The organism is Anaerococcus murdochii, assembly GCF_019957155.1.
GTDB classification, from domain to species: Bacteria; Bacillota; Clostridia; order Tissierellales; family Peptoniphilaceae; genus Anaerococcus; species Anaerococcus murdochii.
The window spans coordinates 1,991,411-2,007,965 of the sequence record NZ_JAIPME010000002.1; the positions used below are offsets into that span (position 1 = coordinate 1,991,411).

Annotated in this window: 12 protein-coding genes and 2 pseudogenes; 2 read left to right on the top strand and 12 right to left on the bottom strand. The window is 29.7% G+C overall.

The genetic code is table 11. The features are described 5' to 3' along the window. Positions 1–8 precede the first annotated feature (8 nt). Both K8P03_RS10075 and K8P03_RS10080 read right to left on the bottom strand, forming a co-directional pair. The gene (locus K8P03_RS10075; protein WP_010815642.1) at positions 9–632 is read right to left on the bottom strand and encodes a TetR/AcrR family transcriptional regulator; all 624 of its coding nucleotides are present in this window, start codon (positions 630–632) and stop codon (positions 9–11) included. 301 nt (positions 633–933) lie between these two features. Continuing rightward, the gene (locus K8P03_RS10080; protein ID WP_223417969.1) at positions 934–2,211 is read right to left on the bottom strand and encodes an IS110 family RNA-guided transposase; all 1,278 of its coding nucleotides are present in this window, start codon (positions 2,209–2,211) and stop codon (positions 934–936) included. 412 nt (positions 2,212–2,623) lie between these two features. Here K8P03_RS10080 and K8P03_RS10085 point away from each other — a divergent pair, with 412 nt between their 5' ends. Together K8P03_RS10085 and K8P03_RS10090 are read left to right on the top strand one after the other, a co-directional pair. After that, positions 2,624–2,980, top strand: a complete 357-nt coding sequence (locus K8P03_RS10085) for a plasmid mobilization protein (protein ID WP_223420543.1) — start codon at positions 2,624–2,626, stop codon at positions 2,978–2,980. Position 2,981: 1 nt separating this feature from the next. Next, on the top strand, positions 2,982–4,313 hold the full coding sequence (locus K8P03_RS10090) for a relaxase/mobilization nuclease domain-containing protein (protein ID WP_223420544.1): 1,332 nt from the start codon (positions 2,982–2,984) through the stop codon (positions 4,311–4,313). 38 nt (positions 4,314–4,351) lie between these two features. Here the strand turns inward: K8P03_RS10090 and K8P03_RS10095 are convergent, their stop codons facing one another. The 10 genes and pseudogenes from K8P03_RS10095 to ltrA form a co-directional block, all read right to left on the bottom strand. Continuing rightward, on the bottom strand, positions 4,352–6,868 hold the full coding sequence (locus tag K8P03_RS10095; protein ID WP_223420545.1) for a Spaf_1101 family AAA-like ATPase: 2,517 nt from the start codon (positions 6,866–6,868) through the stop codon (positions 4,352–4,354). Positions 6,869–7,024: 156 nt separating this feature from the next. Next, entirely contained in the window at positions 7,025–7,225 is a 201-nt protein-coding gene (locus tag K8P03_RS10100; RefSeq protein ID WP_035112633.1) for a helix-turn-helix domain-containing protein, read from the bottom strand. A gap of 150 nt (positions 7,226–7,375) precedes the next feature. Then, positions 7,376–9,871 (bottom strand): ABC transporter permease, encoded by a 2,496-nt coding sequence (locus K8P03_RS10105; RefSeq protein ID WP_223420546.1) that lies wholly within the window; start codon positions 9,869–9,871, stop codon positions 7,376–7,378. Then, complete coding sequence (locus K8P03_RS10110; RefSeq protein ID WP_223420547.1) at positions 9,858–10,547, bottom strand: ABC transporter ATP-binding protein; 690 nt, start codon at positions 10,545–10,547, stop codon at positions 9,858–9,860. The genes K8P03_RS10105 and K8P03_RS10110 overlap by 14 nt, the downstream gene beginning before the upstream one ends. 99 nt (positions 10,548–10,646) lie before the next feature. Next, positions 10,647–11,624: a sensor histidine kinase gene (locus tag K8P03_RS10115; protein WP_223420548.1), complete on the bottom strand. Its 978-nt coding sequence runs from the start codon at positions 11,622–11,624 to the stop codon at positions 10,647–10,649. Beyond that, positions 11,611–12,276: a response regulator transcription factor gene (locus K8P03_RS10120; protein WP_223420549.1), complete on the bottom strand. Its 666-nt coding sequence runs from the start codon at positions 12,274–12,276 to the stop codon at positions 11,611–11,613. Before K8P03_RS10120 ends, K8P03_RS10115 begins: the two co-directional genes overlap by 14 nt. After that, positions 12,257–12,471, bottom strand: a pseudogene (locus K8P03_RS10125) (helix-turn-helix domain-containing protein). Before K8P03_RS10125 ends, K8P03_RS10120 begins: the two are co-directional and overlap by 20 nt. Before the next feature lie 145 nt (positions 12,472–12,616). Beyond that, positions 12,617–13,273 (bottom strand): DNA-binding protein, encoded by a 657-nt coding sequence (locus K8P03_RS10130; protein ID WP_223420550.1) that lies wholly within the window; start codon positions 13,271–13,273, stop codon positions 12,617–12,619. A gap of 43 nt (positions 13,274–13,316) precedes the next feature. Further along, positions 13,317–14,690 (bottom strand): annotated as a pseudogene (locus tag K8P03_RS10135) (DNA helicase); the annotation flags it as partial. Positions 14,691–14,778: 88 nt separating this feature from the next. Further along, positions 14,779–16,449 carry a group II intron reverse transcriptase/maturase gene (ltrA, locus tag K8P03_RS10140; RefSeq protein WP_223420552.1) on the bottom strand — a complete coding sequence of 557 codons (1,671 nt, stop codon included), beginning with the start codon at positions 16,447–16,449 and terminating at the stop codon, positions 14,779–14,781. Positions 16,450–16,555: the final 106 nt, after the last annotated feature.

The window sequence follows — 16,555 nt, forward strand, 5'->3', positions numbered from 1 at the left end:
CCTTATATTTAAAAACATCGCAATTTCTCCCATCCATCATAAAAAAACTTCGAAACTATTCTTGTGTTTAACTTTACTTCTTCTTCTGTTTGAGAATGTATTATAATTTCACACAATGCATTAATATAAGCATGGTTTAACAAATGCATTGCATCTTTAGGGACTTCTGATTTTATATTCTTTTTCTTTGAAATAATCTGAAACGCTTTATGTCTGTTTATATCTTCCTTTTCCACAAGAAGCTCTATAAAATTATCATATTTCGTACCATATGATTTATATATTAAAAGATTAAATAAATCTTTTTTGCTAAACATATATAATGCAGATTCAATTGACCCTTCAATGTTAATTTTTGATAAATCTTCTCCACAATTTTTTTCTATGTTTTGAAAAGATTCCTCTTCAAACTTGCTATAAAAACCCAAAAGTTCGTTTGCCAATGGATCAACTAAACTGATAAATAAATCTTCTTTATCATTAAAATGCCTGTAAAAAGCACCCGTTGTAACCCCAGCATCTTTGCAAATTTTTCTTAAATTAGCTCGTTCATAGCCATCATTTAAAAAATTAACTTTACCACTATCCATAATCTTTTTATGTGTTAAATCATAACCAGTAATTTCTGTCATATCCCACTTCCTTTACTAACGGCTAAATTTATAAGTTTGCGGCATATAGATAACTTAGTTATCATTATATACTCTTATCTTATTTTTGTCAATAGGAACAGTAGAAAATCATACTTAATTATGATATAATTACTAATAATTAAATACAGGCTTAACGCTTATAACTTTAATAGACCAACTAAGGAAGTCAATAGTTATTTTAAAAATTTTTTTGAAAAATTTTTAAGTCACAAAACTTAAAAATGTGCATAGCAAATAAGCCTCATACACTTTCATTTTTTGAGGCAACACTTTTAAAAGTTTATGCGACTAACTTACTCTTTTCTCGAATTAGTTTTTGATGTTCTTCGGGTGTTCTTAATTCAAATGATTTTTGGTTTCTGAGAACAGCAAAAATAATTTGAACCATCTTTCGCATAATTGCACACATTACAACTTTGTATGGTTTTTCAGCTATCTTCTTTTCAAAATAAGCACGCATAACAGGATTTAAATACTCTCGGTTGCGATTTGGATACACATTAGATTTAGCCAGCATATGGAGAATTGAGCGAACATGAGGTGATCCTCTTTTAGAGATTTTATTGTTTTTCCTATTGTATGTTCCACTTTGAGTTACTCCTGGATCCAATCCAAAGAAGGCAACTAATTCTTTCGGTTTCGAGAAATTGGATATATCTCCAAGCTCTGATAAAACAACATATGCTGTATACTCTCCAACTCCTGGAATACTTTGTAAAAGCACTATTTCTTTATGAAACTTTTCATCTAAAAGAGATAGTCTTTTGATTTCATCATCGATTGCTTTCAAAGCTTCCTGTAAACTGAAAATAACCCTTACAGTTGTTTGAATAAGTACTGCTGAACTAAGGCTTACTATACAAACTTCAATAGATTTTTCAGCAGCTTTCAATAGTTTTTCATATTTTACTTCGGCATAGGAGCTGCTTTTATGTGAATTTTCTTTTATCAGTTGAATAATATCTTGCTTATTTTCAGGAGATAATACTTCCTGTATAGTAGGATATTTTTCAAGCAAAGACAAAGGTGTTTTCCCTTGCAAATCCGTAAATACTTTCTTGAAATCTGGAAAGGAAATATCTAAAAAAGCGATTAATCGGTTGATGTGTTCCACAATTTCATCCGTCAATCCTTTATGCTGTCTGCAAAGCTTTTTGATACTGTTAACGGTATCTGAGTGTGTAATTGTTTCGTTGTAATTCTTAATACGATATAGCAACGCTATATTATATGCATCTGTTTTATCTGATTTAATTTTTCGGATATTGATATTTTTCAATGCTCCACTTTGAATCGGATTAATTACAATGACTTCGTAATTATGCTTACGGAAAAAATTAGCTAAAATTTGATGATAGTGTGCAGTAGCTTCCATGATAATTACTGCTGTGTCTTTGTACTCATCTTCTACCTTTTCAAGTACATAGATGAGCGACTTCATACCAGTAATATCATTAGAAATTTTAAGTCTTTTGATGATGTCATTATTAGGTGATAGAATACAGATATCACTGAAAGCTTTACTCACATCAATTCCTACAACAATTTTTTCTGACATAATATACCTCCTATAATTTGGGATGCCCTGTTAATCCAAAACCACAACAGGCTCACGAGTTATACAGGTAATCAATAAATGAACCTAACCAACCGAAAAGATGAAAGGCAATGGAATGAGGGTGGAGTCTACCAAATGAGTAATTCCTAAATTGGAAACCCAGCAAGCACATAAAACAATCCCATTTCATCCCTAATATCTATAATTTTATCATAGATGATTAGGTTCATTTTTAAGAACTATGCTTAAAGCTGTTCTTATACTATTAGTATATGAGCAAGCACAGTAAGTGAGTACCCACTTACGAAAAATTGATGAAGCAGAACCTTTATGGACTGCTTCTTTTTTTATCAATTTTACCTTGTTAGGGAGAACCCTAAGACCCCAATAATTTATGATAAGGAGATATACTATGGATAATAGAAAAAGAAATAATCAACTAAAAATATATTTAACAGATGAAGAAAAAGAAGTTTTTGAAAAGAAAATGAAACTTGCTAATTGCAAAACTATGTCCCATTTTCTTAGAAAATGTGTATTGGAAAAAGAGATTTATGTTGTTGATTTAGAACCATTTAGAAACCTACAATGGCTACTTTCGAATGCAACAAATAATATAAATCAGATTGCAAAAGCTACTAATACAACTGGTGTGATTTACAAAAATGAAATTGAATCTATGAATAATCAGATAGAAAAATTATCAAAAGAAATATGGCAGATCTATTCCCTACTTCTTAATAAATCAAAAGAAAGTTCTGGTGATTAGTATGGCAATTACAAAAATACATCCTATAAAATCAACTTTAAATTTGGCAATAGATTATATAACTAAGAGTGAAAAAACTGATGAAAAAATCTTGGTATCTTCCTTCAAATGCCATCCATCTACTGCTCATATTCAATTTATGAAAACACGAGAAGACAATGATACTAAGGGTACAGTTTTGGCTAGACATTTGATTCAATCTTTTCTACCAGGCGAGGTTGATCCTATAAAAGCTCACGAAATAGGAATGGAATTATGTAAGAAAATTTTAAAAGAAGATTATGAATTTGTTCTTGCAACTCATATAGATAGAGGGCATATCCATAACCATATTATTTTTAATAATGTTAATTACAAGACTGGTAAATGCTACCAATCTAACAAAAAATCTTACCACAAAATCAGGTATCAAAGTGACGAATTATGTAAAGAAAATAAGCTTTCAGTCATTGATAAATACTATGAAGCTTACAAGAGAAAATATAAAACTGCTGGTAAATCTTGGTACGAATATGACCAAAACAAGAAAGGCAATTCCTGGAAATCTAAACTGCAATTTGATATAGATAGAATAATTAATAAGTCTAACTCTTGGAAAGAATTTTTATATAATATGAAGTCCTTAGACTATGAAATAAAGTTTGGTAAACACATTGCTTTTCGTCATAAAGATAGGCAAAGATTTACAAGATCAAAGACTATCGGAGAAGATTATACTGAGAAAAGAATCAAAGAAAGAATAGATTTAGCTATTAAAAACAAAGCTAATCCTACTAAAAAGCGTGTAGGAAATGTTATTGACATATCTACTAATGAAAAAACTCAATCATCTAAAGGTTACGAAGTCTGGGCAAGAAAACACAATATCAAAACAATGGCTGATTCAATAATTAAACTTCGAGAACAAGGAATTAATTCCATTACCCAGCTCGATGATCTAATCAAAAAATCTGCTGATGATAGACAAGACTTGTTAGATAAAATAAAGAAAATTGAAACTGAGATGAAGAGTTTATCCCAAGATATGGAAAATATAAATACTATAAATAAGTATCGTGAAGTCTATAAATACCATAAGAAAAATCCTGAAGATAAGCAATTTGCAGATGAATATTATAGTGAACTTTCCGTCTATAAAATAGCCGCAAAGGAAATCTTGAAGAACTATAAAAAACTACCCAATACAAAAGAAATATTAACGAGACTCGATAAACTACAAGAAAAAAAGAACACCCTTATGCAAGAGTATTCTTTGAATAAAGAACAATTTTCTGACCTTGTTCAGTATAGGAAAAACTATGAAAATTATTATGGGAAGGAAGTGGAGAGGTAGGGTTATTTAGCTTCCTCTTCAAGTAAATATCAAAATAATTAATTTATCAAGGCTTCTCTATAAATTAAAATTTTATGTCTAAAAGAATCAATTCCACCTTCCATGTGATTTATTATTTCTTTTTTTATAGCTACTTCACCAGGATAGCCTTGATTTTTCACCCAACCATGTACTCCATCAGAATCCATTACTAGCACACAGTCTGACATTGCATTAGTTACAATTGTTGCACTATGAGTTGCAATTATAACTTGTCTATCATTTTTAGTTTTCCTTAGCTGCTGAACAAGATTTTTATAAATATATCTACTATCCAAATTATCCTCTGGTTGGTCAATAACAATCGGTCTGAAATCATTGTTATATTTCCCATATCCTAATATAAAGTCTAACATTGCTACGACTTTTTGACCTAGCGATAAGTTTTTTATATCTTTATAAATCTCTTGAAGATTTTTATTGTCTTCCCTACTATTAATATTAAATAGGATGGTGTATTCTTCAAGTTTTCTAAAGTAGTTTTTAAAATATCCAATCCATGTATCTATATTTTTATCGTCAGTTGCATATATTAATAAATCCGATATTAACGTCTTAGCAATATCAGCATTAATAATGGTTTTATTAGAATCTATTACTTTAAAACTACTTTCTTCTGTAAATTCTAAAAACTCTTTGGGATTTATCCAAGAAGAATCTTTATTTATTGATGATTTCAAAAAATTAATCAATCCTTTTTTATCTATTATATAAAATATAAATCCCTCTAAATTTTCTCTCTTAATATTATATCTATTAATAATACTTGAAAATTTGCTTTTATAAATTTCTTCTATGGGGTACTCAAGCACTAAATCATTTTGAATATAATCGATTTTTAATGTTCCTTTTTGAGTTTCATTAAAAGGATCTAGTACCTTTTTTACATCTTCTCTTCTATTTTTTAAAATACTTTCTATATCTCTTAGAAATTTAGATAAACCTGATTTAGCTTTAATTTTTATTTTATTTTCAAATGGTTCTAACTCTTTATTTTTAAACATCAAATCATAAATAAACCTGTTAATTTCATCTCCGCTTGCATATCTAACAAGATCATTAACAGAATACCTATTATCATAAAGTTCTGATAGGACTTTTGTTTTATTACGTACTTTTTCGATATTGCTAATATCCATCTCTTCAACATTACTACAAGTTATCTTATATACGTTCAAATACTTTTTAAGCATATATTTTTTAATTCTGTCTCTATTAAAATAATATCTTCTTCCATATTGATAAGGTCGTTCCTCTTCAAATCGGCTTAAAATATTATCATCATCTTCTTTATAAGGACTTATAAACTCAACAATATACTCATCTCTATCACATTGAAATAATAAATATACGTTCCCATGCTTACAAATAAAATCTAAAAGATTCTCATCATGAACACTTTGTGTCATTACAAAATCAATTGTTTCAAGGACAGTACTCTTGCCAGTTCCTCTTCCCCCTATCAAGCAATTTAAAGAATCCGAAAATTTTACAGTAAAATCCCCATCTTTCTTTTTATTAGATAGAAAACCAGATTCTTCAAACATTACATATAAGCCTTCTATATAGACTTTATTTTTATTCATGTTCTCATAACTTACAGAAATATCAAAATCAATTAAAGCTTCTTTTAACATTTGAAAGTTAATATCACTTCCCTTAATCCAAAAAAAATTATTGTCTAATGTATCAATTGAATGTGAGTCATTGTCAATTAAAAAATTTACATCCTCTCTATAATTTTTCATGAAGTTTTTTGCACCTTTGATTTGATTCTTCTTTTTTAAACCAACAATTCTTGTGTTTTCACTGGAAAATAATTTCTTTTTATACGCTCCACTTAAAAACTTATCTTTATTTATATTTGATGAGTATATATGAGCTATGTAAGTTATCGCTCCTAAACTCGAAAAAAAATCCATAACTTCTAAACTAGTAACATATACACCGTCTTTTTCAGAAATCAATTTTTCATCTAGCCACTTAATTACTTTCTCTTCATTATTTTTATCATCATCTAATATTGCTACTACATGAAGCTTGTCAGCACATGATATTTCTATTCCTCGAAATAGTATTGTTTCAACATTATATTTAGCTTTTAACTTTTTTAGATGATGTATACATAATTTTAATTTATCTATCCCCTCAAATGTATTATGATCTGTAACAACAGCTATCTCATATTGATTTATTAATAATTCATGAGCCAGCAATAAAAAAGCATATATTTCTTTTTTGTTTTCAAAAATATTAAAATCTCTACCGAACTTTACATCTCTTTTTCCATTTATGAGAGGTATAATACTTCTTTCATAAATTATATCTTCTAATTTCTTTTCACTTATTTTTTTATATCCATCCGTGCCTAAATTCTCCATTAATTTATAATCATGAGAAGCTGGAGTATGAATATGAAAAATTGACTTTCTAGGAAATCCAAAATTATCCCTAGTACTCTTAATGTGTTTATATGCTTCTATTACTTCACCATAAGTTCTTGTATCTTCAGCCATACTTCTCCTTAATAATCCCTAATGCTTAACAATATTTCTTATATAGAATAATCACTCTGATCTTCTGCAACCATTTTTAAATCAATTGAATTTCCAAGTACCGTTGATGAAAATAACAAATATAAGTAAGAATCTTATTTACCATTTACCTCAACTCTATTTTTTATATTCAATAATATCTCCAATATCACATTGAAAATACTCACAGATCTTTCCTAATGTTTCTAAACTTACATTTTCGTCTCTTCCCATTTTTGCTATTGTCTTGGGTGTTGTTGCTATTGCACATTGTAAGTCTGTCTTTTTCATATTTTTATCTATTAATAACTTCCATAATTTATTATATGAAAATCCCATATCATTCTCCAATTCTATATTTTACCTTTCTAAATGTATAGATTAACTACCTAATTATAGCATATAACACAGATTCCTTTCAATTATATGATTTACCGCGTTAAAATGAGCAAAAAAAGGCTGTGAGTTTGAATGCTCACAGCCTTTTTCTTATATACTCTTGAAAGTATTATCTGAGTTTTCATTTATTGTTTTAAGACCACTTTTTATTGCAAGTAAGACACCTGCAATTATAAAGACAAATACTATTAATATAGGAGTATAATTCATATTTATTAGCAGTTCTTTTATTCCAAAGCCTAATTCATAGTTACTCCTATAGGCTCTTAACACAATACCTATAGCAAACATGAAGATATATGCTAAGAAAATATTTTTAAATAATATTTTTACTTCAGCAAATACCATCTTTTCAACTTGTTTTTCTGTCATACCAGTAGTTGATAGAAGTTTAAAGTCATTGGATCTCGCTCGTAGATTTCCCTTAAAGCTATTATAAGCATTGGACAGAGCGATGGTTATAAGAATGATTTGTATAGCTAGGTTTAAAAGTCTTTCATTCCTTGTTTGCTCTTTGCTTGCTGCTTCTCTTAAAATTTCTGTAGCTGTTCCATGGTCAGACTTTGGTACATAATTTGAAATTACTTTTTCGGCATCTTCAAATACTTTTTCCTTGTTTTTTTCAGCCTTTATTTTTACAAAATAATAATAAACAGGATCTGATTTATCTATTCCATACTCATCAATAAATTTCTTCATATTACTTGTGCTTGTGTAGATGGGTATTTCATTATTATTATAAGCTTCTAAGTCATAAGGCATTTCATCAATACTTGCATCAATCTTTATATTCATTGATTTCCCCTGTGCATTATATTTTAAAGAAATATCTCCAGATTCCTTATCAGAAATTTTTATATACTCGCTAAAAGCATAAGGCGTTCTACTGTCTTTTCTTATCTTATTAAGCAGTAAGTAAGATGCATTAGAGATGTTATTTTCTTTTAAAATTTTTTCAAAATCTTCATCTTTTAAAGAATATAAACTTGCATATAGTCTATCTTTTGCTATTTTTCCACTATCAATAGAATTTTTTAAGTCTTTAGAAATAAAGTCTTTATTCTCGTCAAGGTAAAACTTAGTGTCATTTCTTTGATATAGGTGAAGCTCTTTTATTCCGTCAACTTTTTCTAAATCAGCTAATAAGTTTTCATCTAAATTCTTATCAGTGTAAATACTTGAATTAAAATTGTAAGGACTCTTATAAGAATTATATTTTTCATTCAAAGCTCTATAGGACTGACTAACTAAGACTGTGGTCAGTACAAAGGCAGACAGAGCCATTGAAATTACAATAATTCGATAGGTTGAACGATAGGATCTGTAATAATCTTTTGCTAAAGTTTTTTCTATAGCTCCATTTATTTTTGATTTTCCTAATTTAATATTTTTTTCTGTAATACCATTTAATCCCTCGATAACCTTTATCTTTGAGCTTTTCTTTGCAGGAATCAATGCTGAAAAATAAACCATTAACAAGGATAACAAAATAATTATTAAAATAGACCCAATACTTGGTATTACTAATTTAAAGCCTGGAGATTTTAAACTTTCTCCTAAAATATTTGATATTTTTTTATAAGAGATAGCATTGTTAAACCACAACAAATATAAGAGCAGATTTGCAAAAGCCCAAGATAAGACTGTCCCTAAAGCTATTGGCAAGATTGAAAGTTTAATTGCCTTCTTACGAATCATTTGCCTGACTTGCTTTTTAGTCATTCCAGTACTTTTTAAAAGAGCAATTTCCTTTAAATCTCTATTATTCCATACATTAAAAGCACCATAAATTATAAAGGCAAAAAGTACACAGAGAAAGAAAGCCATCCCATATTTTTCTATAGCTAAATTGATTACGCTTTTAGGTGGAATAATTCCTTTGGGATAAACCATACTATGCTCTAAAATATCTTTGTTGTAAAACACTCTTCCAGTATCCAATGCTTGTTTCTCATCAATATTCATTTCAGACAAAATTTTTCGAGTCTTTGTATAGGTATCCCTTATGCTTTTATACCAAATCCATGCTTCTATTCCATCATTGTTTTCAAATAGATAATCCTTTTTATTGCTATCTGCTAAACCTATAAGCATAGTATCTTCAAAAGAATATCCATAATCATCGTAAACGCCAACTATGGTATATGTCTTTTTATTTTCAATAATCTCAGAACCTAAATCATACTCCTTATTTTTTATTAAAAATCTCTCTGGTACTAAAAGTTCATTTGAATTTTCCGGTTTTCTACCATTTTTGATTTCATAGCCGAGAAGACTTTCAGAATCTCCATTTTCATATATAACTGCATTTAAGTCCGTATTAATGATTTTATTAAAAGATACTTTTTCTATGTCTGTATCGTTTTTTAATTTATCATAAAAACTTTTGTCAATTTCAGCTATATCTACATGATAATCTCCAATAGTTTTCTTTACATATTCATACTGTTCAGTGTTCATAAAGTCGAAAATAAAAATAACAGTTCCTAGTAAAATTACTGCCAAAAGTATGGAAATTTTAATGGCTAGGGTGTCTTTTTTATTATTTTTAACAGCTCCACTGGCAAGATCATTAATAATTTTCATAAGACTCATCTCCCAAGAAACTTAACCTACCATCCACCATCTTATAAACTTTATCACATGCATTTGCCACCTTTTCATCGTGGGTGATAATCATAATCGTAGAGTTCAATCTCTTATTTACTAGTCTAAAAAGTCCTGTGATTTCTTCAGAATTTTTTCTATCGAGATTTCCTGTTGGCTCATCCGCCAAGATTATTGCAGGTCTTGTAATCAAACTTCTGGCAATGGCAACTCTTTGTTGCTCGCCACCTGATAATTGTTTTGGATACCTATCAAGCTTTCCTTCTATTCCTAGTATCGATAAAATTTCCTTTAAATATTCTTCATCTGCCTTTTTATTGTCTAATAAAAGAGGAAGCAAAATATTTTTTCGAACGTTGATGTTTGGAATCAAATTAAAAAATTGATATACAACGCCTATATTCCTTCTGCGAAAGATTGTCATATCGTCGTTGTTAAACTTGGTAATATTTTTATCTTGAATAAAAATATTACCACTTGTTGGTTTATCAACTCCTGCTAATAGATGAAGCAAGGTAGACTTTCCTGACCCGCTATCTCCAATAATGGCGACAAGATCTCCTTTCTCCATTTCAAAATTCACATTTGATAGAGCGTGTACTTCTACTCCGCTGTTGTAAGTTTTTGTTAAATCTACTGTTTTTACAATATTCATATTTAGTCCTCCTTATCTTTCTTATATGATATTAGACTTAAGTGACTGGAAAGTGACTAGAAAAAAAGACTGTGCTTTATTTACACAGCCATAATTAAATCAGTTATAAAATCTTAGCTCGAAGGCATTTGATTTTTTCCCCTTATGATATAAAAGCTCTCCATTTTGCCTTTCCATGACAGATTTTGCCATAGGAAGTCCAATTCCATAACCTTTTGAATTTGGATCCATCTTGTAAAAACGTTTAAAAACTTTTTCTAACATTTCACGGTCCAAACCTTTAGAAAAATCTTCCACAAAAATACTTTTATATAGATTTGTTTCTTTAAGTTGAATTTCTATCTGTCTACCTTCTGTAGCTTCTAGACCATTCTTCATAACATTGAAAAGTGCCTCATAAGTCCATTTCTTATCGCATATAAGATCAAAATCATCTCCATAAAGGGGAATTTCAATAGGATCATTGATAAAATAGTCCTTCAAGTTTCGTATGCTATCCTCAATTAAATCTCGAGCCGAAACTCTGTCTCTTGTCATTTCAATTGTGCCAGAATCGATGGCAGCAAGTTTTAATAAAATATCAGATAGATTGTAAAGTCTAAGAAGATTGTCCCTAAGTCTAGATATATATTCTTTTACCGATTCATCTTCTTCGTCTTCTAATAAATCAAGTAATAATAGAGATCCAGTTAGAGGAGTTTTTATTTGATGGGCAATATCTTCCGTATATTCCTTTAAAATTTCTTTATTTTTCTCAGCATTTTCAGCAATCCTCTTGTTTTCTAAAATAATTTTAATAATCTCATCTCTTAATTTTCCAAATTCATCATCTATAATTTCATAATTATCCGAGTTTAAATCCAATGAATGGAGAAGGTTAAATATATTATTAATCTTATCTTCTAGCTCTATTTCTTTTTTCTTTTCAAATTTTCTAATAATTAGAAACAGAATTATATTTATTAGTAGAAAGTCGATAAGTGTTAGAATATCAAATCTTGGGTTTAGATAGACTACAAATAAAGACATCAATAAATTTAGGACTATGATAAGTAAAATTCTTTTATTCTTTCTCATTGTCCCACCTATAACCTATTCCTCTAATTGTTTTTATATGCTCTCCATACTCGCCAAGTTTATTTCGAAGTCTTTTTACAGTTACAGTTAGAGTGTTATCGTTTACTTCATAAAAATCATAACCCCATACATAATCTAAAATTTTCTCCCTTAATAGATTTATATTTTGGTTTTCTAAAAGCATTTCCAATATAGCAAACTCTTTTAAGTTAAGGTCTAGATCTATTCCATCTATTGAAGCTTGTTTTGAAATGAGATCTAAAGATAAATTTTCAAAAGTCAGTTCGTCAACCTTTTTTATTTTTCTGCTAAATACATTGTCTATTCTCGCCTTTAAAACAGGGAGAGAAAAAGGTTTTGTAATGTAATCATCTGCTCCTTGAGAAAGACCTTTGATAACATACTTATCTTCGTCTTTTACAGTAAGCATTATTACAGGAAGGTCAGAAAATTCTCTCAGCCACTTTAAAAAATTAAAGCCTGATCCATCTGGGAGATTAGCATCAAGAAGAATTAAATCAAAATCATTAAAATTAAGATTCTCTGTCTGAGAAAGATTGTTATAAATAATAGTTTCAATATTATGCTTGTTTAAGTAAGTTTTAACAGCAAAAGAAATTGTGCTGTCGTCTTCAATCATTAGTATTTTCAATTCTATACTCCAGTACTTCTGATATATCACATTTAAAATAACTACAAATTCTACCAAGTACTTCCATGCTCACATTCTCATCTTGTCCCATTTTAGCTATGGTATGAGGAGTTGTTTGTATGGCTTTTTTAGGTCTAATTTATTCATCTTTTCATCTATTAATTCTTTCCATAATTTATCATAGGAAAACCCCATAACCTTCTCCAATTCTATATTTTACCTTTCTAAATGTATAGATTAACTACCTAATTATAGCATATAACACAGATTTCTTTCAATCACATGATTTACTGCGTTAAAATTAACAAAAAAATAAAGGCAGTCCGAAGACTGCCTTTATTTACCTCTCTTCACCTTTGCTATGATCTTTCTTTTTAGATTTAGTTTTATCGTCCGTCTTAAAGCTTTTTATTTGCCCTAATATGGACTTTTTATCTTTATCTTGACTCTTTACTTGTTCTTTTGCTTTTAAGAGCTTAGAAGATAAAATACGAACATTTTTATGTTCCTTTCCGTTGTTATCAATACTTGTTTTTACTTGTCCGAATATTTTAACAAAATCTCCTTGTTTTAGGTTCTTTAAATCTTTTGTCTTATCTCCATAGGCTGAACAATTGGTATAAATTTTATTTCCATCATCATCTTTTGAAACAATTGAAAAGTTACTTACTTTGAACTTCTCTCCATTAGCATTTTCTCTTTCAAGATTTTCTACTTTACCAGCTATATTGCCCACGAGATTTATAAGATCATCTTTTTCTTCAAGTTCATTGGTATTTTCAACAATCTTACCTTGTTCTTTCATATCATCTATCATATAGTCAAAGTCATCACTTAGTAGACCTGTTGTGTCATTGTTCATATATAAAACATAGACTTCTTCAAGTGCCTTTTCATCAGTAACGCCTTTTTCTATGCTCACAAGTGCTTTTATAAAATCCTTGTAGTTATCATTCATCATTTCTTCTAAGTTTTCTCTAATATCTTTGTATTCCATAATTTCCTCCTTGTACTAAATAAGGAGAGCCTTTAGCCCTCCTCTATCTTTCTTGTCCTTTTTCAGTTTTTTCTTGATTTTTATCTTTTTCTTCTTCTAATTTGAATTTTGATATTTGTCCCAATATTGATGGTTTCTCTTCCCTTGCGTGAAGATTATCCTCTACATCATATGTTGATTCAAAGTAATCACTATCTTTAAAATCATTGTCATACCTATCTGGTATTCCATCATTATCAAGATCTTTTGCTAGTGGATCATAGAAGTTTCCATCATCATCTATTTCTAAGCCTAGGGCTTGTTTTAAGTCTTCTTCATCTACTGATACCAGATCATCAAAACTTGACATCTTTATGGCTTCAGTCATATCTTTAAGAGCTTGTGAATTAGATATATCTTCCTCTACAAAAGATTCTGTTCTAATAGCTACATTATCTACATACTGAGTCCATGTTTTTTCTTCCAAATTTACCTCATATTGAATCGAGTGCTTACCATCAGGTGTTTCTGTATAGGCAAGTCCTATATGACTTAAATCAGGATATAGTTTGTCAAAGTCATCATAGCTATTAGATTCTGAAAACTCGTAATTAGAATAATCAACTATCGCCCTCTTTAAATCTTCTAATAGTGGTGATTGGTTTTCTAATTCTTCTACTTCTCCCATATCTAAAAGTTTATTAATTTCAGCTAGTCTTAGTGTCTTATCCCTTAACTCATCTGCTTTTTCAAATGGTTTTGTCAATTCTACTTTGGCATTTTCTAAAGATTCTTTATAGTTTTCAAAGTTTTGATTTAATCTTTCAAGTCTTGAAGGCATTTTTTCAATTGCATTATCAAGCCTTGTTATATTACCATCAGTAGAGTTTGAAAACTCTCCGAAGTATTCTGCTTTTCCTAGGAGTTTAAAGGTGTGAGCATTAGTCATAAAGTTATATGAAACTTGTAAGTCTAAATTTCTATATTTACCAATGACCTTGCTATCATTTATCTTTACCTTTTTTATTTCTTCTAATAGTTTCTCTCCAGCTTCTTTCTTATCTAAAATTTTATTTCCTCCAAGACTGATTGAAGTGAATTTGCTATCACCTTCTCCTAATTTTTCAACACTTGCAATATCTTCATTAACTGCTTGTATTTCCATTTCAGTTTTTAAAATACTTTGAGGATAAATTTTATTTACCTTATCTTCAAGCTTGTATTTATTAGACTTGTAGTTTGATTCCAACATTTTTAGTTTTGTAACTTCGTTATCTAAATCCATTTTTTCTTTGATTAGAGGATTACCAGTAGCTAAAGCCTTAATTTCTGAATAGGATAGGCTTGCTTCATCAACATCTTCTGCAACTCTTACTGGAGTTTTTGAAGTCATAATTTGAGAAATGAATTTCTGCTTATTTTCTATTGTCTGGTCGAGTAGGTCGGGGATATTACTATCCCTTTCCCCTCTAAGAACCGTGCATGAGAGTTTCCCCTCACACGGCTCAAGTTTTTATAAGCCCTAATTAAAGAGCCAGCGTATTTTCTTTATCATTTATATGCAATTTTCTATGACACCAAGGGTGTACTAATGTTTTAAAGGTAATATTGTTTTGAGTTGTTTGATGTACTCTAAAGTCTGTATCCAGAGTTATTTTCTCTCCACAAACAGGGCATATTCCGTTTTGAGTTTTATACAGTCTATTTATAACTGTACGCCCTTTAAGTTCGTTTCGTATTTTTAACTCTTCTCTTTCTTCAAAGTATATTTGCCAATTTTCATCAAATGGATTTGCTTCAGCTTGTGTCTTGGTAAATCTCTTAATATCAGTATCTGTAGCATATTTAAGACGAAGATAGTATTTCTCGCCATTTTCCATTCTGTCTCCAGTTGCTACACTAAAAGTCCAAGTTCTATTTCCAATCGTATGGAAATACTTTTTAGCTATCCATTTTCTACTTTTCTTAGGATGTCTACGAACACACCAGTTCCACAGGCATTTATATATTTCATAATCAAGTTTTTCAAACGCTTTTGATGAAACATTATATTTCTGATAGTTTATCCAACCTATAATAATTGGATTTAATTTTCTAATCAGAATTTCTTGTTTCATTGACGGATTATCCTTTATGATTTGTCTTATTTTATCAACAATAGCCTTGAAGTTCTTTTCAGATGGTTTTGTTAGTAACTTATCTTTATACATCCTAATATTAACTCCAAGAAAGTCGAAGCCGTCATTTATGTGCGTTATGAGTGTCTTTTCCTCAGACAGTTCTAAACCTCTTTCTTCTAAAAATTTTACAATGATTGGCTTAACACCATTTTCGAGCAATTCAGCACTTTCTCCTGTAACGATAAAATCATCTGCATATCTGACAAAATTAACTTTTGGGAAATATGCTTTCTTATTTACTGTTCTTTTATGATATTTTTCTTTGATTGCTTTTTCTAACCCATCCAATACCATATTAGATATTACAGGTGATATTGGTGAACCTTGTGGGCTTCCAGTTTCTGTAGGAAATAATCTTTGCTTTTCTATATATCCGCATTCAAGCCAAAGTTTCAATAACGACTTGTTCATTGGAATATTATTCATTATCCATTCGTGGCTAATATTATCAAAGCAACCTTTTATATCTCCTTCAAGCACCCATTTTGCAGATTTCTTTTTATTTAGAGATGTAAAGCATTGCTCAATAGCATCCTGCGTACACCTTTTAGCTCTAAATCCATAAGAATTAGGGTCAGCAGTAGTTTCTGCTATGGGTTCAAGTGCAAATTTATATAGGGTTTGCATTGCTCTATCTGTCATTGTAGGAATGCTGAGAGGTCTTTTCTTCCCATTTTTCTTTGGTATATACACTCTTTTAAGAGGCTTAGGTTTATATCCTCTTAAGTTTAACTTTCCTATTGCATTATACTTTGCCTGTGGTGTTAGCCATAGTTCGCCATCAACACCACTTGTTTTCTTGCCTTGGTTTTCAGTTACCCTCTTAATAGCCAAGGCTTTTGCATAAAATGAAGTTGTGAGTAAATGCTGTAAAGATTTTACCTTTCCGTATTTACTCATTTTCCACGCTTTCACAATACGCATTTGTAGTTTTTTAACATAGCTTTCTGCTACTGAAAAATCTATACTTTCCCAGTCTTTAGCTCTGTTAGTAGTAGCACACATTTTACTGTTCATTTGCTTTCTCCTTTCAAAAATTCTACAAGTTCTCTTGTGATTAAAAACCAAATGGAAGTCTGCACTCTTTCAAGTTAGGGCAAATTTTGAACCCCTATCCATCTCA